At 48.1% G+C, this 21,775-nt stretch carries 14 protein-coding genes; 12 read left to right on the forward strand and 2 right to left on the reverse strand.

Going from position 1 to position 21,775, the window contains the following annotated elements; genetic code table 11:
* Positions 1-5 precede the first annotated feature (5 nt).
* Positions 6-2,267: a primosomal protein N' gene (locus Q1B11_RS10475; protein ID WP_299731846.1), complete on the reverse strand. Its 2,262-nt coding sequence runs from the start codon at positions 2,265-2,267 to the stop codon at positions 6-8.
* A gap of 255 nt (positions 2,268-2,522) precedes the next feature.
* Between Q1B11_RS10475 and rpmE the strand changes: the two genes are divergently transcribed.
* Together rpmE and Q1B11_RS10485 are read left to right on the forward strand one after the other, a co-directional pair.
* Positions 2,523-2,738 carry a 50S ribosomal protein L31 gene (gene rpmE / locus Q1B11_RS10480; protein WP_067519701.1) on the forward strand — a complete coding sequence of 72 codons (216 nt, stop codon included), beginning with the start codon at positions 2,523-2,525 and terminating at the stop codon, positions 2,736-2,738.
* Between the two features lie 355 nt (positions 2,739-3,093).
* Positions 3,094-4,350 carry a malic enzyme-like NAD(P)-binding protein gene (locus Q1B11_RS10485; RefSeq protein WP_299731850.1) on the forward strand — a complete coding sequence of 419 codons (1,257 nt, stop codon included), beginning with the start codon at positions 3,094-3,096 and terminating at the stop codon, positions 4,348-4,350.
* Positions 4,351-4,433: 83 nt separating this feature from the next.
* Here Q1B11_RS10485 and Q1B11_RS10490 read toward each other — a convergent pair whose 3' ends face one another.
* Entirely contained in the window at positions 4,434-6,926 is a 2,493-nt protein-coding gene (locus Q1B11_RS10490) for a penicillin-binding protein 1A (protein ID WP_299731853.1), read from the reverse strand.
* A gap of 320 nt (positions 6,927-7,246) precedes the next feature.
* Between Q1B11_RS10490 and Q1B11_RS10495 the strand changes: the two genes are divergently transcribed.
* From Q1B11_RS10495 to hemE, 10 genes are all read left to right on the forward strand, one after another.
* The gene (locus Q1B11_RS10495; RefSeq protein WP_299731856.1) at positions 7,247-8,311 is read left to right on the forward strand and encodes a pilus assembly protein PilM; all 1,065 of its coding nucleotides are present in this window, start codon (positions 7,247-7,249) and stop codon (positions 8,309-8,311) included.
* Positions 8,311-8,874: a PilN domain-containing protein gene (locus Q1B11_RS10500; protein ID WP_299731859.1), complete on the forward strand. Its 564-nt coding sequence runs from the start codon at positions 8,311-8,313 to the stop codon at positions 8,872-8,874. The genes Q1B11_RS10495 and Q1B11_RS10500 overlap by 1 nt, the downstream gene beginning before the upstream one ends.
* Positions 8,871-9,482 (forward strand): type 4a pilus biogenesis protein PilO, encoded by a 612-nt coding sequence (gene pilO, locus Q1B11_RS10505; RefSeq protein ID WP_299731862.1) that lies wholly within the window; start codon positions 8,871-8,873, stop codon positions 9,480-9,482. The genes Q1B11_RS10500 and pilO overlap by 4 nt, the downstream gene beginning before the upstream one ends.
* Positions 9,482-10,012 carry a pilus assembly protein PilP gene (locus Q1B11_RS10510; RefSeq protein WP_299731865.1) on the forward strand — a complete coding sequence of 177 codons (531 nt, stop codon included), beginning with the start codon at positions 9,482-9,484 and terminating at the stop codon, positions 10,010-10,012. The genes pilO and Q1B11_RS10510 overlap by 1 nt, the downstream gene beginning before the upstream one ends.
* Positions 10,013-10,089: 77 nt before the next feature.
* Complete coding sequence (locus Q1B11_RS10515; RefSeq protein ID WP_299731868.1) at positions 10,090-12,147, forward strand: type IV pilus secretin PilQ family protein; 2,058 nt, start codon at positions 10,090-10,092, stop codon at positions 12,145-12,147.
* A 116-nt stretch (positions 12,148-12,263) separates the two neighbouring features.
* Complete coding sequence (aroK, locus tag Q1B11_RS10520) at positions 12,264-12,785, forward strand: shikimate kinase AroK (protein WP_299731871.1); 522 nt, start codon at positions 12,264-12,266, stop codon at positions 12,783-12,785.
* A 26-nt stretch (positions 12,786-12,811) separates the two neighbouring features.
* Entirely contained in the window at positions 12,812-13,891 is a 1,080-nt protein-coding gene (aroB, locus tag Q1B11_RS10525; RefSeq protein WP_299731874.1) for a 3-dehydroquinate synthase, read from the forward strand.
* A gap of 655 nt (positions 13,892-14,546) precedes the next feature.
* Positions 14,547-19,004: a glutamate synthase large subunit gene (gene gltB, locus Q1B11_RS10530; protein ID WP_299732028.1), complete on the forward strand. Its 4,458-nt coding sequence runs from the start codon at positions 14,547-14,549 to the stop codon at positions 19,002-19,004.
* Between the two features lie 63 nt (positions 19,005-19,067).
* The gene (locus Q1B11_RS10535; RefSeq protein ID WP_299731877.1) at positions 19,068-20,516 is read left to right on the forward strand and encodes an FAD-dependent oxidoreductase; all 1,449 of its coding nucleotides are present in this window, start codon (positions 19,068-19,070) and stop codon (positions 20,514-20,516) included.
* Between the two features lie 160 nt (positions 20,517-20,676).
* On the forward strand, positions 20,677-21,744 hold the full coding sequence (gene hemE / locus Q1B11_RS10540) for a uroporphyrinogen decarboxylase (RefSeq protein WP_299731880.1): 1,068 nt from the start codon (positions 20,677-20,679) through the stop codon (positions 21,742-21,744).
* The last annotated feature ends 31 nt before the right edge of the window (positions 21,745-21,775 follow it).

The following is a 21,775-nucleotide window of genomic DNA, read 5'->3' on the forward strand; positions in this document are numbered from 1 at the left end:
TCGTGTTAGCTCACTTCCTGTGGATCAATATCTACAGTCCATTTCAGTTGTCTTGGAAGACGATGACTTTCCAGAAAACTAACCATACCTTCTACGACACGGTGCAAGTTTTTTCGGTCTTTTCCATGAATTAACAAATGCCAGCGGTAACGCCCCTGGCGTTTTTCCATAGGCGCAGGAATAGGGCCCAGTAATCGCGTGTTTGTGAGTTGGCCTTTATTGTGTTCTGCGTATTGGCGTAATGCGGATAGCAACGTTTCACTTTCACCCTGATTTATGGATTCGGATCTGACCAGTGTCAGGTAACCTTCCGGTGGCAGATTGAGGTGTCTTCTTTCCACAAAAAGGCTGTCTGCAAAACGGCCGTAGTCGTTCATTGACAAAAGTTGCAGGGAAGGGTGTTCAGGGTTATAGGTTTGAATGATCACCTGTCCGGGTTTTTGTCCGCGCCCGGCACGGCCGGCAACTTGCATAATCAGTTGGCCGGTTTTTTCTGAGCCGCGAAAATCCGAGCTGAACAAACCGGCATCCGCATTAATAATGGCAACGAGAGTTACATCTGGAAAATGGTGGCCTTTTGCCAGCATTTGGGTGCCAAGCAGAATGCATGGCTTGCCAGTGTTGATCTTTTCCAGCATCTCCCCAAGCGCCTGTTTTTTCCGGGTGGTGTCCCGGTCGATACGAATAACAGGGTAGCCTGGAAAGTGCTGGCTCAGGGTTTGCTCCGCTTTTTCTGTGCCTTGTCCAACGGGTTGCAGCTTTCTACTCTGGCAGGATGGGCATTGCCATGGAATTGGCTGCTGCAAATCACAGTGGTGACAATGCAGATGGGGCGGAAAACGGTGGATGGTCATGTGTGCATCGCAATGATGGCAATCGATGATGCTGCCGCAATCCTGGCAGATCATGGAGGGCGCATAACCCCGGCGGTTCAGGAATATCATGACCTGATTGTCCCTGGCTAGGTGAACGCCGATACGTTGCAACAGCTCTGTAGAAAGACCGTCTTTAACCAGCTGGTGTCGCATATCCAGCAGCTCCATAGCGGGAGGTTTGGCGTTACCGGCTCGTTGTCTCAGGTGTAATTGGGTGTACTTTCCCTGTCGTGCATTGTGCAGAGTTTCCAGTGACGGGGTAGCGGAGCCAAGGACCACCGGGCAGTTGGCTTGAGAGCCTCGATAGATGGCCAGATCACGGGCGTTATAGCGTAAGCTTTCCTGTTGCTTGTAGGAGCTGTCGTGTTCTTCATCCACAATGATGAGCCCAAGGTTTGGCATCGGGGTAAAAATGCCTGAGCGTGTGGATATTAGAATTCCGGCGCTGCGTCGAGATGCTTCCAGCCAGCCCTGCAGACGTTCTCCGTCGCTGAGGCCTGAGTGCAGACAGGCAACGGGGACATTAAAACGGTCTCTGAAGCGTTTGACGGTTTGTGGTGTCAGGCCGATTTCAGGAATCAATACCAGGGTTTGCAGGCCTTTAGCCAGTGCTGCTGAAATGGTTTGTAAATAGACTTCGGTTTTACCGCTGCCAGTGACGCCTTCCAATAGATAGGTTTTAAAAGAACCCAAACCATCAGTAATCGCATCACAGGCATAGTGTTGCTCATCATTCAGTGTCAGATGAGCGCTCTTGAGCGGATTGCTCTGCTCGGTAAAAGGTAGGCTTGAAGGTTCGATATCCCGGCTTTCTATAAGGTGCTTTTTACTCAGCGACTGCAAAATGGCACGACTGAAGCCTGACTCAAGCAGCTCGGTGCCATTGAGACCATCGGGAGCGTTTGATATCAGTTCAAACGCAGCAAATTGCTTTTTTGATCGCTGCAGCAGGTTGGCGGTTTCAGTATCCAATTCGGAGGATGCAAACCAAAAAGGAATGGACCCCATGGAGGCGGGTTTGCCAATACGCAGGTTTTTGGGCAGCGCCTGAGAGAGTGTTTCACCAACGCTGTGATGATAGTAACGTGCCGCCCATTGGCAAAGCTGAATGATATCTTTTGGCAGTAGTGGCTGATTGTCCAGAACCGAGATAATGGGTTTGAGCTTATTTGAGGGGATGTCGGAGCTGGCTTCAACGGACATGACAATACCCACCAGTTTCCGCGAACCAAAAGGGACGGTGACCCGGCAGCCGGGTTTGATCGCTTCAACAGGGTATGAGTCTGAAGGCAAATAGTCGAACAAACGGCGAAGCGGGGTTGGAATGGCGACTCTGATGAACGCCTCCGGCGCTGTATCATTCTGGGCTGTGGAGTGGGAAGGCGTGCTCATTCAGATTCCGTATCATGATCCTCAGCGGTCATAATACCGTAAGCGCAGACCGGCTAATACTATTTCCCTATTACGCAAACTTTGATAAGATCGCGCCTCTTTACTCTACCGGCATACTCTCTTTTTGAGCATCGCTGGTGGATTTCGTTTGCGGTGCCTTTCTCCAAAGGCCTGAGTATCAGGCTTTTCAATGAGCTGCTCATGGAGCTGTTCATCGAGACAGGTGGCGGCATTCAACTTTTTGAGGAAACTCTAATGAAGCAGGATCTCCATCCTAACTACGAAGAAATCGAAGTTACTTGCAGCTGCGGTAATCAGATCAAAACCCGTTCTACCCTGTGCAAGGATCTGAGCATTGAAGTTTGTTCACAGTGCCACCCATTCTACACCGGCACTCAGAAGGTAATGGATACTGGCGGTCGTATCGAGCGTTTCAACAAGCGTTTCGGACGTCTGAGCGCCAAGAAGTAATTCTGCTTCCAACGTCTTTATACCCATCGTCTTTCAAGATGCTACGTTGTTGTCAGCGTTCGCTCACCCCGATCACCTACTATTTGTAGGCTCACGGGGCTTCGCTCACTTGTCGCCTAGTAGCATCTTGAAATTCAATGGATATAGAAAGGCGACTGCAACCCAGTCGCCTTTTTTATTCCGGTCGTATCTTTGGCTGGTTTAAGCTTTCTTTTATGACTATCAGGTCATCTCTCCGGCAATGGAACTTGTTACCCAAATTGCCATCCTATATTCTGGACTTATAATTTTTACCATTGGTACTTTCCATTGAAAGTAGACATGGTGCCCACCCTTCCGCATCAGTAAAAGGCTCATGGACAAAAAGCAAGCTGCTCTTGATTATCATGCTCTTCCAAAACCCGGAAAGATTGCGATTGAAATAACCACGCCGGCGGAATCGGCTCTGGATCTCTCCCTGGCTTATAGCCCTGGTGTTGCGGAGCCGGTCAGGGCGATCGCAGAAAACCCTGATGATGCGTACCGTTATACCGCGAAAGGTAACTTGGTTGCTGTTATCAGCAATGGTTCAGCCATTCTTGGCCTGGGTAATCTTGGTGCGCTGGCCAGTAAGCCGGTGATGGAAGGTAAGGCTCTGCTGTTCAAGCGTTTCGCCGGTGTGGACTCCATCGATATTGAAGTGGAATCTGAAAGCCCACAGGCATTTATTGATACCGTAAAACGCATTGCCTGCACCTTTGGTGGCATTAACCTGGAAGATATCAAGGCGCCAGAATGCTTCGAGATTGAGAAGCGTTTGATTGAAGATTGTGATATTCCTGTGTTTCATGATGATCAGCACGGTACCGCCATTGTGACTGCGGCAGCCATGTTGAATGCCCTTGAGATTGCAGGCAAGGCGATTGAATCGGCCAAATTGGTTTGTCTGGGGGCGGGTTCTGCGGCGATTGCCTGCGTGAAGCTGCTGATCAGTTGTGGCTTTAAGGCTGAAAATATTCTTATGCTGGACAGCAAGGGTGTTATTCACTCAGAAAGAAACGATCTGAATCAGTACAAAGCGTCTTTCGCCGTGGAAACGCCCTGCCGCACTCTGGATGATGCCATTGATGGTGCGGATGCATTTCTCGGTGTGTCGGGAGCCAATCTTCTCTCGCCGGAGCAGTTGGCGAAAATGGCTGAACACCCCATTGTTTTTGCCTGCGCGAATCCGGATCCGGAAATTCGTCCTGAGCTGGCGAAAGAAGTCCGCCCTGATGTGATTATGGCCACTGGGCGTTCGGATTATCCGAACCAGGTGAACAATGTTCTGGGCTTCCCGTTTATTTTCCGTGGCGCACTGGATGTACGTGCATCCCGGATTAATGAAGAGATGAAGCTTGCCGCAGTCCATGCCATTCGTGAGTTGGCCAAAGAGCCAGTGCCAGAAGAGGTGATGAAGGCATATGGTGGTGCTCACCTGAGCTTTGGTCCTGAGTACATTATTCCGAAGCCCATGGATATTCGTTTGTTGGGTCAGGTGTCTGCAGCGGTTGCCCGTGCAGCGGTGGATTCAGGTGTTGCCAGGCTGGAGTATCCAGCACACTATCCGCTGGAATCATTGTCTGATATTTGATGATGCTGTGAATGGTTAATAAAAAGCCCGGTGATCTGATTTGGATCACCGGGCTTTTTATTGGGTTATGATTTGTCTGACGTTTAGAAAAGGTCTTCTGGTGAAAACTCTTCATTGATGTCGTTCAATGAAGGGATGCTTTCGTCGCTGAATTGTTGCGGTGCCAGTTCTTTTCTGAAGATCTCAAAAATGGCATTAGGGTCACCTGGTGCGGCGAGCTTGCCGGTTTCTCTTGAGATTTTCAGTGTGACTAACCCTTCTGGCTGAGGTCGTTTGGTTTCGGGTTTTCCGTCCAGCGCTACCTTCATATAAGATAGCCAGGTTGGCAGGGCGGCATTGGCGCCGTATTCCCAGCGTCCCAGGGTTGAGTAATCGTCCATGCCGACCCAGACAGCCGTTAGGATTTCCGGGTTGAATCCAACAAACCAGGCGTCTTTGCTGTCGTTCGTTGTTCCGGTTTTGCCACCAATATCATGACGGTTCAGCGCTTGGGCGCGGCGACCGGTGCCTTTCCAGATAACATCACGGAGGATGTCGTTCATGATGAAGTTCACTTGTGGCGACATGACCGACTTGGCGATTTTTGGCTTGATGGTTCGATTTTCTTCCTGGGGAGAAAGCACGTCGTTTAGTGTGTTTTCTGTCAGAGGGAGTTCGACGAACTCAGATTCTGAATTTTCTGTCTGAGTGCCTTCAATAACCCCCATTTCTGTTGCCAGTTTTGTGGCGCAATCTGAATCACAGGCAAGTACTGGCTGGGCTTCATAAAGCACCTCGTCGTCTGTCTCAACACGAGTGATGAAATAAGGCTCTACCTGATAACCGCCATTGGCCAGAACGGCATAACCGGAAGCAAGTTCCATTGGGGTCATGGAAACGTTACCGAGAGAGAGTGAAAGGTCTCTGCTGAGAGAGCTTTCTTTAAAGCCTATCTGCTTTAGAAAGCGAATGGTGTTGTTGATGCCGGTTTGTCTCAGAACCCGGATGGATACGAGGTTGCGAGAACGGTAGAGGCCTTCTCGTAAACGCATAGGGCCATTGAACTTCATATTGTCGTTATTTGGGCGCCAGCTGTCTTCCAGTTGTGCATCATCAAATACAATGGGAGCATCGTTGATGATGGTGGCAGGCGTCATGCCATTGGCCAGGGCGGAGGCGTACACAAATGGTTTAAACGAGGAGCCTGCCTGACGCACCGCCTGAGTGGCCCGGTTATACATGCTGTCATAAAAGTTGTAGCCGCCTACCAGTGCGAGCACTGCACCGTTGTCTGGGTGCATGGAAATCAGCGCCGATTGTGCCTGAGGTTCCTGGGCTAACCGATATTCACCTTTACTGGTAATTCGTACCCAGATTTGATCACCCGGCTTGAGAATGTCTGCTGGCTTTTTTGGCGTTGGCCCCATGCTGTTTACGGACAGAAAAGGGCGGGCCCAGCTCATGTTGTCCCAAGATAGGGTGCCCGTGTTGTCATTCTTCAGGCCAACAAAGGCTTGTTCATCGTCAACGGTGATCACCATGGCGGGTTGAAGAATGCCTTGGTCGGGGGTTTTATTCAGTTTGACCTGCCAGCCTTCCTCTGGAGCGTCCTGCACCAGATTGGTCACAGGGCCTAGATAGCCGTGTCGTTCGTTGTAAGCCATGAGTCCATTGGCGACTGACAGGTTGGCTGCTTCCTGGAGATGGCTGTCCACTGTAGTGAATACTCTGAAGCCTTCTGTGTAGGTTTCAGAGCCATATTGTTCGAACATCTGCTGGCGAACCATTTCTGCAACGTAAGGGGCTTGCAGTTCAATTTTTGCACCGTGATAGCTGGCAGTAACAGGCTCGGTGATCGCGCTTCTAAAATCAGTCTCGGAGATGTAGCCGAGGTCTTTCATACGACCCAGAATCCAATCGCGGCGAATAAGCGAGCGTTGTGGGTCATTGATCGGATTGTAACGAGAAGGGGCTTTTGGAAGACCGGCGATCATGGCAATTTGGGCCAGATTCAATTCGTTAATGGATTTTCCGTAATAAACCTGCGCAGCGGCTTCAACGCCGTAGGAACGATGGCCTAGGTAAATTTTATTGAGATAGAGTTCAAAGATTTCATCCTTTGACAGTTGTCGTTCTATCTGGAGTGCAAGTAGGATCTCGTTAAATTTCCGTGAAAATACCCGTTCGTGGCTCAGGAAAAAGTTTTTGGCCACCTGCATAGTGATGGTGCTGCCGCCAGATTGAATGCTGCCTGTGCTGACCAACTGAACGGCTGCCCGCAGCAATCCAACGATGTCAACGCCGGGGTGTGAATAGAAACGGTCATCTTCTGCGGCCATAAAGGCTTTGGTCAGGCTGGGGGGGGTATCATCAATGTCGATAGGTGAGCGGCGCTTTTCGCCAAACTCGGCAATAAGAAGATTGTCTTGAGAATAGATTCTCAGAGGCGTCTGTAATTTGGCATCTCGTAAAGAGTCTACCGAGGGCAGAGACGGGCTGAGGTATAAATAGGCGCTTGCGCTGACAAGCAGAATTCCACTGGCTACGGTTAATATTGACCAGCACAGGAATTTTAAGAATTTTACTGACCGTTTCATGCTGTAGGGACATCCTGGTAAAGCGAAGGTCGACGGCTGAAGTTTGACGTTATTGGAGTTTGCTCTTCAAACTCAGAAGATGTCGTCCTGACAGCCGATCATATCATAACAGGATATTATACGGTGAAACTGTCCTGATCTGGAAATGCGGTTTTCCGGAGTAATTGGGATCGAAGAGTGACGGTGTTGGCAAAAAAGAATTTTCGATACAAATCCGTCATTTATAGGGTGGGACTGATTCTATGCCATTGCTTAAATGGTACGACTGTTATTTAATGTCAAGAATTAGTCATATATAACTATTATCAAGGATTTCGCCAGTGTTTGGGCTGCTGAAAAACAAATCGAATACTGTTTTAGGGGTGGATATCAGTTCGACGTCTGTCAAAGTCCTTGAGTTGGGGATGAGTGGCAGCAAGTACAAAGTCGAAGCATTTGGTACCGCGAAATTACCCCCGGGGGCAGTAGTAGAAAATAATATTCAAGAACTTGAAGTGGTTGGGGAAGCCGTCGCGAAAGCTCTGTCAAATTCACGAACCGGTGTGAAGTTGGGTGCTGCTGCAGTATCCGGCTCGGCGGTTATCACTAAAAGCATTGAAATGGATGCGTCGCTTAGTGATGAAGAGATGGAAACTCAAATTTCTGTTGAAGCCGACCAATACATTCCTTACGCCATGGATGAAGTCGCCATCGATTTTGAAGTTCAGGGGTTGAATGAAAAAAACCCTGAACGAGTCGAGGTATTGCTGGCGGCCTGTCGTCGGGATAATGTGGAAATGCGGGAAGAAGCACTTCGGCTTGGTGGATTAAAAACCAAGATTGTCGACGTGGAAGCATTTGCCATGGAGCGGGCCTGTGAGTTGATTGAAGGTCAGATGGATTTGCAAGATGAAGATCCAGTTCTGGCGGTTATTGATATCGGAGCCACCAAAACCACGCTTAATGTGATTAATAAAGGCAGAACGGTTTATACCCGTGAGCAGTTATTTGGTGGGCGTCAGCTGACGGACGAAGTGCAGCGCCGTTATGGTTTGTCGCCAGAGGATGCTGAAAAGGCCAAGTGCAGCGGCAATCTTCCTGAAGACTACGAACCAGAAGTGCTGGAACCTTTCCGGGAAACTGTGGTGCAACAGGTTTCACGTCTTCTTCAGTTTTTCTACTCATCCAGCAAATTTAATGACGTTGATGGCATCGCCTTGGTTGGCGGTTCAGCATCTATCCGCGGCCTGTCCGATATGATTCAGGAAAAATTGGGCACACCGTGCCGGGTAGCTAACCCCTTTGCTGCGATGTCCATGGCGGGCAAGGTGGACGCAAAAAAGCTGGCTAAAGAGGCGCCCTCACTGATGATTGCCTGTGGCCTTGCCATGAGGAGTTTTGACTGATGGCAAGAATTAACCTTTTACCCTGGCGTGATGAGCTGCGCAAAGAGCGCAAACAGCAGTTTATTGTTCTCTGGTTTATCACACTGATTGTTGGTGCAGCCCTGATTTTTATGGCTGACTTGTATATCAGTAATATGATTAGCAGTCAGGAAGGCCGTAACCAGTATCTGCAGAACGAGATCAATGTTCTGAATAAAAAGATTACGGAAATCAAGGATCTGAAAGCGAAAAAAGAACAGCTTCTGGAGCGTATGGAAGTTATTCAGAATCTTCAGGGTAACCGCCCAGTTATCGTTCGGATTTTTGACCAAATTGCCAGGGTAGTACCCGAGGGCGTTTACTTCAAACAGGTTTCAGTGAATGGAAATCGATTGTCACTGGTGGGTGTTGCTGAATCCAATAACCGTATCTCTGCTTTGATGAGAAACTTTGATAACTCTGAGTGGTTTGAAAGTCCAAACCTGACAGCGGTTAGAAAAATAGCTGGAGGCAGTCAGCGCATGAATGAATTCGACCTGACCGTGAAGCAGGTTAATCCAGCACAGTCTGGGGAGGATTTATGAGCCTGGCAGATTCATTTAAAAACTTGAACGAACTGGATCTCAGTGAGATTGATTTTGAGAATATCGGTTCATGGCCATTGGCTGTCAGAGTCATTGCTTGTGGTTTAACGCTGGCTGTAGTGTTAGGCGCGGGGTTTTACTTTCATCTGACTGACTTGCAATCTCGCTATGATATGGCAGCCAATAAAGAACAAGAGTTGAGAGAACAGTATCGGCTTAAGGCCTTTCAGGCAGCAAACCTGGATGCTTACCGGGAGCAAATGAAGGAGATGGAGAAATCCTTTGGCGCTTTGGTTAAACAGCTTCCGAGTGATACAGAAGTCCCGGGCTTGTTGGAAGATATTACCTTTACTGGTCGTGGTGCAGGGTTGCAGATCGAGGAAATCAAGCTTCAGGCTGAAAATGTGCAGCAGTTTTACATTGAGTTGCCCATCAGTATTGCGGTTAGGGGGAATTACCACGACCTTGGCAACTTCGTCAGTGGTGTTGCCAGTCTTTCTCGAATTGTAACGCTTCATGATTTTGATATTCGCCCAGGCCAAAGTGGTGAGCTGACAATGAATATTCTGGCCAAGACGTATCGTTACAACGATGAAGGAGGGCTGTGATGAAGCTTCTTCGATATGCGTTGTTGATGTTCTTTGGTTTTGCTTTATCCGGCTGTTTTGAAATACATCAGGGGTATCAGGATATTGATGCTTATATGGCTGATGTGAAAACCAGACCGATGGGTAATATCGAGCCGTTGCCGCAGTTTCGGCCTTATGAGGCATTCACTTATCAGGCGTCGGCGATGCGCAGCCCGTTCAAGCAGCCCGTAAAGGTTGCTCTGAGTTCTGATCAGCTGAACAGTAATATCAAACCAGATGCGAGTCGGGTTAAGCAGTATCTGGAAAAGTTTGAAATGGACTCTTTCCGTTTGGTAGGTTCTATCAGTAACGATGAGGGGTTTTGGGGGCTTGTTCGCGGAAGTGATGGTGTGCACCGTGTTAAGGTGGGGGATTATATAGGCCGAAACCACGGACGCATTACCTACATTGATGAACAAGAGTTGCGAGTAACGGAGATTGTTCCAGCAGGTCCAAAATACTGGATAGAAAGGCCACGTATTTTACCGCTGGACATCGGTAGTCAGTAATCGGGTATCGTGATGATGGATAATTTGCATATGATGCCGATGAAAAAAACAATCAAATTCAGGAATAGGTACACTAGATGAATATGAGTCCCCTGCAGCCGGCAAGCGCTTTCCGAGGGCTTTTTTATGCGCTACTGGTTTCGTTGCCTATTTCAGGATGGAGTGTAACCCTTAAAAATATGGACGTTAATGCTCTTCCTGATGAGATGGTAGAGCTGAAACTGACGTTTGATGGCGTTGCTCCAGAAGCTAATGGTTACAGCATCGAAAAACCGCCAAGAATTTCCCTGGACCTTCCTTTTACCCGCAGTGCACTGCCAAAATACAACGAAGTGGGTTTTAGCAGCGCCAAAAGCGTTACTGTGCTGGAAACTGGCGACAGAACGCGTTTGGTTATCAACCTTGAGGAGCCAACCGGTTACACGACAAAGGTTGAAGGTAATACATTAAGTGTGTATTTGGGTACGGAAAACGCAGCCGGTTCTGTGCAGTCCGATGCTGGTCAAATGACGACAGCGACGACGAATGTTTCTGCGGCTAACGATTCAGAGCCACAAGCTGAAATGCCAGTTCAGGATCAAGGCATTACCAGTATTGATTTTCAGCGTGGTGAAGATGGTGAAGGTAAGGTGGTGATTGCCTTGTCTGATGCCAAAATCCAGATGGATATGAATGAGCAGGCCGGTCGTATTCGTTTAGAGTTTCCCGGTGATGTCATTCCGGAAAGGTTGAGAAACCGGTTAGATGTTGTCGATTTTGCAACCCCGGTTATGTTTATTGATGCCAAGGTGGAAGATGGTAACTCATCCATTGTTATCGAGCCTAAAGGTCAATTTGAATACCTCGCATATCAGACGGATAACCTGCTAACGGTCAGTGTTAAAGCACCGGAGCGTCAAGAGCAGGGTAGAAGAGCTGGTGGGCTTTCCTATAAGGGTGACAAACTGTCACTGAATTTCCAGGACATTGAAGTTCGTGCGGTCCTGCAGCTGATTGCTGATTTTACTGATCTGAACTTAGTGGCGTCGGATACCGTTGGTGGTAATGTGACGTTGAGATTGCAGAACGTTCCCTGGGATCAGGCGCTTGATATTGTATTGAAAGCGAAAGGTCTTGATAAACGCCTCGAAGGTAACGTGCTGACAGTTGCTCCGGCTGCAGAAATTGCGGCAAGAGAACGTGAACAGCTGGAAAATGAAAAGCAGATCAGTGAACTGGCGCCTGTTTATACCGACCTTGTTCAAATTAACTACGCGGATGCTGCCGAAATTTCTGAAGTGATTCAGGGAAGCGGTGATGCAGGGCTTTTGACTGAACGTGGTTCTGTTCAGGTGGTTGATCGTACAAATAGTCTGTTGATAAAAGATACTCAAGCCAAGCTGGACGAGCTGCGCGCTTTGATCGAACAGTTGGATATTCCAATTCGCCAGGTAATGATCGAGGCGAGGATTGTTACTTTGAGTACCACTCTTAGAGAAGAGCTTGGCGTGAAATGGAGTGGGCGCAAAGAAAATGACAACAATGTTAGTGATAATGGAGTTGATGATCTTTTTACTGATCTTGAATTAGGTGGTTCAGTTGCCAATGCGATTACTATTGGTTACACCAGCACGAATGGTAATATTCTCAACCTGGAATTATCAGCGTTGCTTAGTGATGGAGGGGGGGAAATCATTTCTCAGCCAAAAGTCATTACAGCGGACAAGAAAAAAGCGACTATCAAATCGGGTAAAGAAGTTCCTTATGAGGAGAAAACTTCGAGTGGGGCAACATCTGTAGCTTTCAAAGATGCTGTTTTGGGTCTTGAAGTTACTCCTCAAATTACTCCAGATGGCCGCGTTATAATGGATATAAAGATTAATAATGATGATGTTCCAGAAGAAACGACTACTAATGTTCCGATAATTTCCACTAATGAGATTACAACTCAAGTTCTGGTTGAGGATGGAGAAACAATTGTTCTTGGTGGAGTGTTTAAGCAAAATAAGAGAAGTAGTGTTACTAAGGTGCCAGTATTGGGTGATATTCCTTATCTTGGGGCTTTGTTTAGAAGTAAGAGTGAAAGCAATACCAAAGAGGAGCTTCTTGTATTTATTACGCCAAGGATTATCTCTGAGGATGTCACTTTACGCTAATGCTTTGACCTCAATACATGAAAGCCAATGAACGGGAGCAATGCTCCCGTTTTTATTGTCATATAGGTAGAGTATGCGCTACGCTCCAGCACACGGGCGGGAAGTCAGGCTAAGGTATGCTATCAACAAATATATTTCTGATAGGGCCCATGGGGGCCGGAAAAACAACAATAGGTAAAATGCTGGCCAGTGAGCTGGGCTCCCCTTTTCTTGATTCTGACCATGAGATTGAAGAACGAACCGGAGCAGATATACCCTGGATCTTTGATGTTGAGGGAGAAAGGGGCTTTCGTGACCGGGAAAGCCAGGTGATCGAAGAAATCTGTGAACAGCAGGGTATTGTGCTGGCTACTGGCGGTGGTGTGGTTGGGCGACCGGAAAATCGGAGCCATCTTCGTAAGAGTGGCTTTGTCGTGTATTTGAAAACCCCTGTTTCAGTCCAGTTGCACAGAACCCGGAATGATAAAAAAAGACCGCTTTTGCAGAGGCCCGATCGAAAAGAGTTTCTAACGACATTGCTGGAAGAAAGAGATCCTCTTTATCGCTCGATCGCCGACTTGGTTCTGGATACAGACAAGTTGTCTTTGCGTCAGGTTATTCGTGAAATTATTCAGGCAGCAGGCCTTTCTAAACGTTGATGATGTTAATCGTGGAGTGTTGAGTCATGCAGGAGCTGTACGTTGATCTTGGAGAGCGAAGCTACCCTATTTATATCGGTTCAAATCTTTTATCACAGTCTGGCTATTTAACGAGCCATATTCATGGTCATCAGGTAGCGGTGGTAACCAATGAAACCGTTGCCCCTCTATATTTGGAAAAACTTTGCTCTCACCTTCATGAACTCAATCCCATTGTTGTCACTCTTCCTGATGGTGAAAAGTATAAGAATCTGGATATTTTAAATCGTATTTTTGATCAGCTTTTGCAGTCCAGACACAACCGAAAAACGACCTTGATCGCCTTGGGTGGTGGTGTGATTGGTGATATGACCGGTTTTGCCGCAGCTTGTTATCAGCGAGGGGTGGATTTTGTTCAAATCCCCACCACGCTTCTTTCTCAGGTTGACTCCTCTGTTGGAGGGAAAACCGGTGTGAATCACGCGCTTGGGAAAAATATGATAGGCGCCTTCTATCAGCCAAATGCGGTGATCATTGACACGGAAACCCTCAGTACTCTGCCGAATAAAGAGCTTTCCGCCGGCATAGCAGAAGTTATTAAGTACGGGTTGATCTGTGATAAGCCTTTCTATAACTGGCTGCACGATAATATGGATAAGCTCCTTGAGCGCGATAATGATGCATTGTCGTACGCTATTCTTCGTTCCTGTCAAAATAAAGCAGATGTTGTAGCGGAAGATGAGAAAGAGTCGGGTATTCGCGCTATTTTGAATCTTGGTCATACCTTTGGGCACGCTATCGAAACCTATACTGGCTATGGTTCATGGCTGCATGGTGAGGCGGTTGCTGTTGGCATGGTGATGGCTGCAGATCTTTCTCTTCGTGAGGGCGATATTTCCAAGGAAGAATATCGCGGTCTTGTTGAGCTAATTGAAAAGGCAAATTTGCCGGTTAAACCGCCAGCTGGAATGACTCCAGAACATTTTATTGAATTAATGTCCGTAGATAAAAAAGTATTAGATGGGCAGTTAAGGTTGGTGCTTTTGAAAGAAGTTGGCGTAGCGGTAGTCACCCAGGATTTTAATTTGGATAACCTTAGGGCTACGTTAAGTGCATTCTGTTCTTGAGTGGCTTGTATTGCGGTCTGCATAAATTTCTAAATCATTTGTTCTCAGTTAATGGCCTCTATTGGTGTGAATGCGCTATAGAGGCTTTTTTATGGCGAAATCATGGCATTCAATGATTTTATATAGAGGTTTATACCTTTTTTGATGCGGGTCATTTGTGAAAATGAGGGTAGATGTGTAAAATGACCAACCGTTTTGCATCTCATTCGGGTGTTTTTCGTCTAGATTGTTATGCGTTAATATTGAATAACAATTAATGCTTGGTCGGATGCTGGGGAAGAATTCCGCCTTATAGCAAAAAAGCAAAGCACTGGCTCCTGATAGCATGGGTAAGCGCTTGACAATTTGGAATCGAATATTTCTGGCTTATTGGCCAGGTTCTCTGCAAGGCGCAACGGCGTGAGCATAGCGAGCTATGTGACCAGAGTTGCAACGCAGTCAGAGAGCCTGATCAATGAGTCAGAAAATATGATTTCAGGTGGTTAACTGCTTATGCACAGAGAATAAGTTGTCTCATGGCGTGTGGATACGTCAAATAGCAGTAAGACACAGCGCTACGGGAGTGAATTCATTCAATGAATGCTCCCACACGGTCAGGAAGACTGATAGGCGAGCCAGAACAATAATGGTTGATGAGGTTGGTGAGAAAGAGCCTATGAAAGCAGGTCTGTATAATCCTGGGGAGTTTCGGGATAACTGTGGATTCGGGCTGATTGCCCAGATGGAAGGTGAAAAAAGTCATGACCTTCTGAAGACGGCAATTGAAGCACTCACCTGTATGACGCACCGGGGCGGTATTGCTGCTGACGGTAAGACAGGCGACGGTTGTGGTCTTCTGATTCAAACGCCGGATTCCTTTTTTCGCACAGTAGCAAAAGAACAGTTTGGTTCTGATCTTTCTGACGTTTATGCCGTAGGCATGGTGTTTCTCAATACCGATCCGGTACAAGCTCAACGTGGCAAAGTTAGCCTGGAAAATGCACTTTTAAAGCAAGGGCTAGACGTTGTTGGCTGGAGAAAAGTGCCTGTCAATGATGAGTGCCTGGGGCCGATTGCTAAAGACCAGCTACCATTGATTGAGCAAATCTTTGTGACTGCGGATAGTCAGCTGTCCGATACTGAATTCTCTGCCAAGCTCTACATGGCTCGTCGTTATACCAATATGGAAATGGCGGATGACAAAGATTATTACATCTGCTCTTTGTCGTCTAAGGTCATTACCTATAAAGGGCTGATGATGCCGGTTGACCTGCCAACGTTCTATACGGACCTTGGCGATCCGCGTTTTGAAACCGCGATCTGTGTATTCCATCAGCGCTTCTCAACCAACACTCTGCCTCGTTGGCAGCTTGCGCAACCTTTCCGTATGCTGGCTCATAACGGTGAAATTAACACAATCACAGGCAACCGAAACTGGGCAGAAGCTCGTCGACAAAAATTCCAAACACCACTGTTGCCAACATTAGACGACATCTCCCCTCTGGTTAATAGAACGGGCTCCGATTCTTCCAGTCTGGATAATATGCTCGAAGTCCTGGTCAGAGGTGGTGTCGATCTCTATCGTGCTATCCGTATGCTCGTTCCCCCGGCTTGGCAGAATGTGGATACCATGGATCCTGATCTACGAGCGTTTTATGAATACAGCTCTATGCACATGGAACCTTGGGATGGCCCTGCTGGCCTCGTTATTACCGATGGTCGGAATGCCGTTTGTGCGCTGGATCGTAATGGTTTGCGTCCGTCACGTTGGGTGATTACCAAAAATGGTTTCCTGACGGTTGCTTCTGAAGTGGGTGTTCACGGTTATAAGCCAGAAGACGTGATTGCTAAAGGTCGGGTTGGCCCCGGTGAAGTACTTGCCATTGATACTGAAACGGGCGAGTTGCATCAGGCGCACGACATTGATGATAAGTTAAAAGAAAGGCAGCCATACAAACAGTGGCTGAAAGAGAATTCCTACCGCATACGCTCCAGTTTTAATGAGGATGATCATAAGGTTGATCACTTCTCCACAGAGCTGTTGAATGTCTATCAGAAAATGTTCATGGTGACGTTTGAAGAGCGTGATCAAGTGATTCGTCCGTTGGTTGAGTCTGGTCAGGAAGCAGTTGGCTCCATGGGTGATGACACGCCAATGGCCGTGCTTTCCGGTCGTACAAGAACGGTGACGGATTACTTCCGTCAGCAGTTTGCCCAGGTGACGAATCCGCCGATTGATCCATTGCGTGAATCCATTGTCATGTCTTTGGAGACATGCATAGGTCGCGAGCTCAATCTGTTTCAGGAAACACCGGAGCACGCTGCCCGGGTTATTCTGAAGTCACCAGTGTTGTCCACGTCCAAATTTATGGACTTGATGAATGTGAATCATCAGCATAAGTCCTTTGAATCGGAAACCATCAGGCTGACTTACGAGCCTGCCATTGGTTTGAGACAAGCGGTTGTTAGTATCTGTGAGCAGGCTGAAAAAGCGGCTCAAGCCGGCAAGGTGGTGATCTGTCTCTCTGATCGTTATATTGATCAGGGGTTACTACCAGTTCCCGCTGCTATGGCGACAGGTGCCGTGCATCACCACCTGATTGGAAAAGGCCTGCGTTCCGAATCGAACATTGTTGTTGAAACGGCCGCTGCCCGGGATTCTCATCAGTTTGCGGTGTTGATTGGATTTGGTGCCACCGCCGTGTATCCCTACCTTTCCTATGAAATCATCAATGATCAGATTCGTTCTGGTGAAGTGATGGCAGACCCGAGGGAAGCTTATAAAGCTTACCGTAAGGGGATTGGTAAAGGCCTGTTGAAAATCATGTCGAAGATGGGTATTTCAACCATCGCCTCTTACCGCGGCGCCCAGCTGTTTGAAGCGGTCGGTTTATCGAAAGATGTCGTCGATCTCTGCTTCTGTGGTGTGCCGAGTCGTATCGAAGGTGCCCGCTTTGAAGACTTCCACTACGAGCAGGGCCTGCTTGCTGAAATAGCCTGGAAAGCACGAAAGCCTATTCAGCAAGGCGGATTACTGAAATATGTGCACGACAGTGAATACCATGCGTTTAACCCGGATGTGGTTCAGCAGCTGCAGGTAGCTGTTAAAACGGGCGATTATCAGGAGTATCGCAAATATGCGACTCTGGTCAATCAACGCCCTGTTGCCACACTTCGAGATTTACTGGGTTTGAAACTCGATGAGAAGTCGTTGCCGGTGGATGAAGTCGAATCTATTTCTGCCATTGTACGACGCTTTGATTCTGCTGCCATGAGTCTCGGAGCTCTGTCTCCAGAAGCCCATGAAGCTTTGGCTGAAGCCATGAACCGATTGGGCGGACGCTCAAACTCCGGTGAAGGTGGTGAAGACGAAGCGCGTTTCGGAACCAATCGTGTTTCCAAAATTAAGCAGATTGCTTCTGGTCGATTTGGTGTGACGCCTCACTATTTGGTGAATGCTGAAGTTCTACAGATTAAAGTGGCTCAAGGTGCAAAGCCTGGTGAAGGTGGTCAGCTGCCCGGTGGTAAAGTGAACGAGCTGATTGCTCGCCTCCGTTATTCTGTGCCCGGTGTTACTTTGATTTCACCGCCACCGCATCACGATATTTATTCCATCGAAGATCTGGCTCAACTGATCTACGACTTGAAGCAGGTAAATCCGGAAGCGCTGGTTTCTGTCAAACTGGTTTCTGAACCGGGTGTTGGCACCATTGCTGCCGGTGTGGCGAAGGCATATGCCGATTTGATCACCATCTCTGGTTATGATGGCGGAACAGCTGCAAGTCCATTGACGTCTATTCGCTACGCCGGCTCGCCATGGGAGCTTGGTTTGAGTGAAGCGCATCAGACGCTTCGAGGCAATGATCTACGAGGTAAGGTTCGCTTACAGACGGATGGTGGTTTGAAGACTGGGCTTGATGTCATCAAAGCGGCCATTCTTGGAGCCGAAAGTTTCGGCTTTGGTACAACGCCCATGATTGCCATGGGTTGTAAGTACTTGCGTATCTGTCACCTCAATAACTGTGCGACCGGTGTTGCCACTCAGGATCAGTCACTCCGTGATGAACACTTCAAGGGTGATGTGGAAATGGTCATGAACTTCTTCTCCTTTGTGGCAGAAGAAGTGCGTGAATGGCTGGCTCTTTTAGGTGCTAAAACCTTAGAAGAAGTGATTGGTCGTACTGAGCTGCTTGATCTTTTACCGGGTGTTACCGAGAAACAGCAGAATCTTGATCTCTCCCCCATGTTGGGAAGCGCTCATGTGCCAGCGGACAAGCCTAAAACCTGTCAGGTAGATCGCAACCCGCCTTATGATAAAGGTGAACTGGCAGAAGAAATGGTACGCCAAACGCTCAGCGCTATTGAAAATAATTCCGGCGGTGAGTTCAGTTTCACGGTGGGGAATTGTGATCGTTCCATTGGAGCCAGGCTCTCCGGTGAAATTGCCAAGCGACATGGCAATCAGGGGATGGCAGAAAATCCGATCAGGTTAGCACTTACTGGCTCCGCAGGTCAGAGTTTTGGTGTGTGGAACGCCGGTGGTCTCGAAATGAGGCTGGAAGGCGACGCCAACGACTACGTTGGTAAAGGAATGACTGGCGGTAAACTGGTGATTCGTCCGCCGGCAGTCAGCACATTTGTTACCCATGAAACGTCCATTATCGGTAACACCTGCCTTTATGGTGCTACCGGCGGCACATTATACGCCGCTGGTCGTGCCGGTGAACGACTGGGTGTTCGTAACTCCGGTGCCCATGTGGTTGTCGAAGGTACGGGCGATCACTGCTGTGAATACATGACTGGCGGTCAGGTAACTGTCCTTGGTCGGGCAGGTCATAACTTCGGTGCGGGTATGACCGGCGGTTTTGCCTACGTTCTTGACCTGGAGCGTAGCTTTGTGGATCGCTACAACCACGAGTTGGTAGACATCCATCGTATAGATAATGAGTCAATGGAGCAGTATCAGTCTCATCTACTGAGTGTTCTTGAAGATTATGTTGCTGAAACAGGCAGTTCCTGGGGACAGGAATTGATTGATGATTTTTATGATTACAGTGGTCGTTTCTGGCTGGTGAAGCCAAAGGCTGCCAGTCTCGATACCTTGCTGGCCAGCACCCATGGCAGTCCTGAGTAACAGGTTGCCGGTGCAGAAGACGAAAGGTATTGAACATAAAAACAGCTTTGTGAGGTCAGCGAAATGTCACAGTTACACTTAAAGAATGGTCACAAGGGAAAGCGACTGAATAACAACTTCCAGTTTGTTGATGTCGGCAGGGTTGATCCGGATAAAAAAAGCCTGCGTCAGCGTAAGACTGAATTTGTTGAAATTTATCAACCATTCGACGAGGAGCAGGCAGCCGATCAGTCACACCGTTGTTTGGCTTGTGGTAATCCGTACTGCGAATGGAAGTGCCCGGTTCATAACTACATTCCGGACTGGCTGAAGCTGGTGTCGGAAGGTCGCTTGTTTGAAGCGGCAGACCTGTGCCATCAAACCAACAGTCTTCCAGAAGTCTGTGGTCGTGTATGTCCACAGGATCGCCTTTGCGAAGGTGCCTGTACATTGAATGATGGCTTCGGTGCAGTCACCATTGGCTCGACTGAAAAGTACATTACGGATACTGCGTTGGCGCTGGGCTGGCGCCCGGACATGTCGCAGGTCCAATGGACAGACAAAAAAGTAGCAATTATTGGTGCAGGGCCAGCCGGGCTTGGTTGTGCTGACGTATTGGTTCGAAACGGTGTCACGCCGGTTGTCTTTGATAAGAATCCGGAAATTGGTGGTCTGCTGACGTTTGGTATTCCGGAGTTTAAATTGGAAAAACACGTCATGAGTCGTCGTCGTGAAGTGTTTTCTGAAATGGGTGTCGAGTTTCAACTGAACACTGAAATTGGTAAAGACATCACCATGGAACAGCTGATGGCAGATTACGATGCTGTCTTCATGGGGATGGGTACGTACACCTATATGAAGGGTGGCTTCCCCGGCGAAGAGCTGGACGGTGTCCACGATGCGCTTCCTTTCCTGATCTCTAACGTGAATCGTAACCTTGGGTTTGAAAAAAACGCGGATGATTTCATTGATATGAAAGGTAAACGCGTGGTGGTTCTCGGTGGTGGTGATACGGCGATGGATTGTAACCGTACCTCCATTCGACAAGGCGCGAAGTCAGTTGCGTGTGCCTATCGTCGCGATGAGGAAAACATGCCAGGCTCCCGTCGCGAGGTGACGAATGCAAAACAGGAAGGTGTGCAGTTCCTGTTTAATCGCCAGCCTGTAGAAATTGTTGGCGATGGCAAAGTCGAAGGTATTCGCCTGGTGACGACGGAGTTAGGAGAGCCTGATGAACAAGGTCGTCGTCGTCCAGAGGTTATCGAAGGCAGTGATGAAATTATCGATGCGGACGTCGTTTTGGTAGCCTTTGGCTTCCGTCCAAGTCCGGCTCAATGGTTTGAAGAACATCAGATAAATACCGATGAGGGCGGGCGAGTTGTCGCTCCGGAGAAGAGCAAATACAAGTTCCAGACCAGCAACCCTAAGGTGTTCGCTGGTGGTGACATGGTTCGAGGCTCGGATCTTGTGGTAACCGCAATCTGGGAAGGCCGTGAAGCTGCTGACGGAATTCTTGATTATCTGGATGTTTGAATAAATCACGAGAGCAAAAGGGCGTATTTCTAACCGGAAATACGCCTTTTTTATGGTGGATTTCCGTGATAACGGGTATAAATGCCGAATCTGATTCATGGTTGTTTACCGGTAAACGCTGTAGAATCGCTGTTCCGGAATATCGGGTATCAAGGTATTTATGACTCCTCTAAAAAATGACCGCTTTTTACGAGCACTGCTCAGGGAACCTGTTGATGTGACACCAGTTTGGATGATGCGCCAGGCTGGACGTTATTTGCCGGAGTACCGCGAGTTACGGGCAAAAGCCGGTGACTTTATGTCCCTTTGCCAAAATCCACAACTGGCCTGCGAAGTGACACTGCAACCGCTGGAACGTTTTCCATTGGATGCGGCAATACTGTTTTCCGATATTTTGACGATTCCTGACGCAATGGGTCTGGGTCTCTATTTTGAAGCGGGTGAAGGTCCAAAATTTAAAAAGCCGATTCGCACAGCGGCAGATGTTGAAGCCCTGTTTGTTCCTGATCCGGAAAAAGACCTGGGTTATGTGATGGATGCGGTGAGAACCATTCGCCATGAATTGAATGGTCGTGTTCCGCTGATTGGTTTCTCTGGCAGCCCATGGACGCTGGCAACCTATATGATAGAAGGTGGCAGCAGTAAAGACTTCCGCCGCATCAAAGCCATGATGTTCGATCAGCCAGAACTGTTAAAACAGGTGCTTTCTGTGCTGGCAGATTCTGTGGTCAGTTATTTAAATGCACAGATAGAAGCCGGTGCTCAGGCAGTACAGATCTTTGATACCTGGGGTGGTGTGTTGAGTCCGGAGAATTACCGTGAATTCTCATTGCATTACATGGACAAAATTGTCAAAGGTCTGAAACGTGAGAATGAAGGCCGAAGAGTGCCTGTGATTTTGTTCACCAAAAATGGTGGGCAATGGCTTGAATCAATGGCGGATACCGGTGCGGATGCTCTGGGCCTGGATTGGACAACGGATATTGGCGAAGCCCGCCAACGGGTTGGCGACAGAGTTGCCCTACAGGGTAATATGGATCCATCGACACTTTATGCGTCGCCTGAAAGAATTCGTCAGGAAGTAGGAACCATTCTTGAAAAGTTTGGTGCTGGCAATGGCCATGTGTTTAATCTTGGCCATGGTATTCATCAATTTGTTGAACCCGATAAAGCTGCTGCGTTTATATCTGCTGTTCATGATCTTTCAGCTGAATATCACCGACATTAATTGAGCACCCCAAGAATCTGGCATTAGAGAC

Origin of the sequence: uncultured Endozoicomonas sp., assembly GCF_947495845.1 — a bacterium.
In the GTDB taxonomy this organism is placed as follows: Bacteria; Pseudomonadota; Gammaproteobacteria; order Pseudomonadales; family Endozoicomonadaceae; genus Endozoicomonas.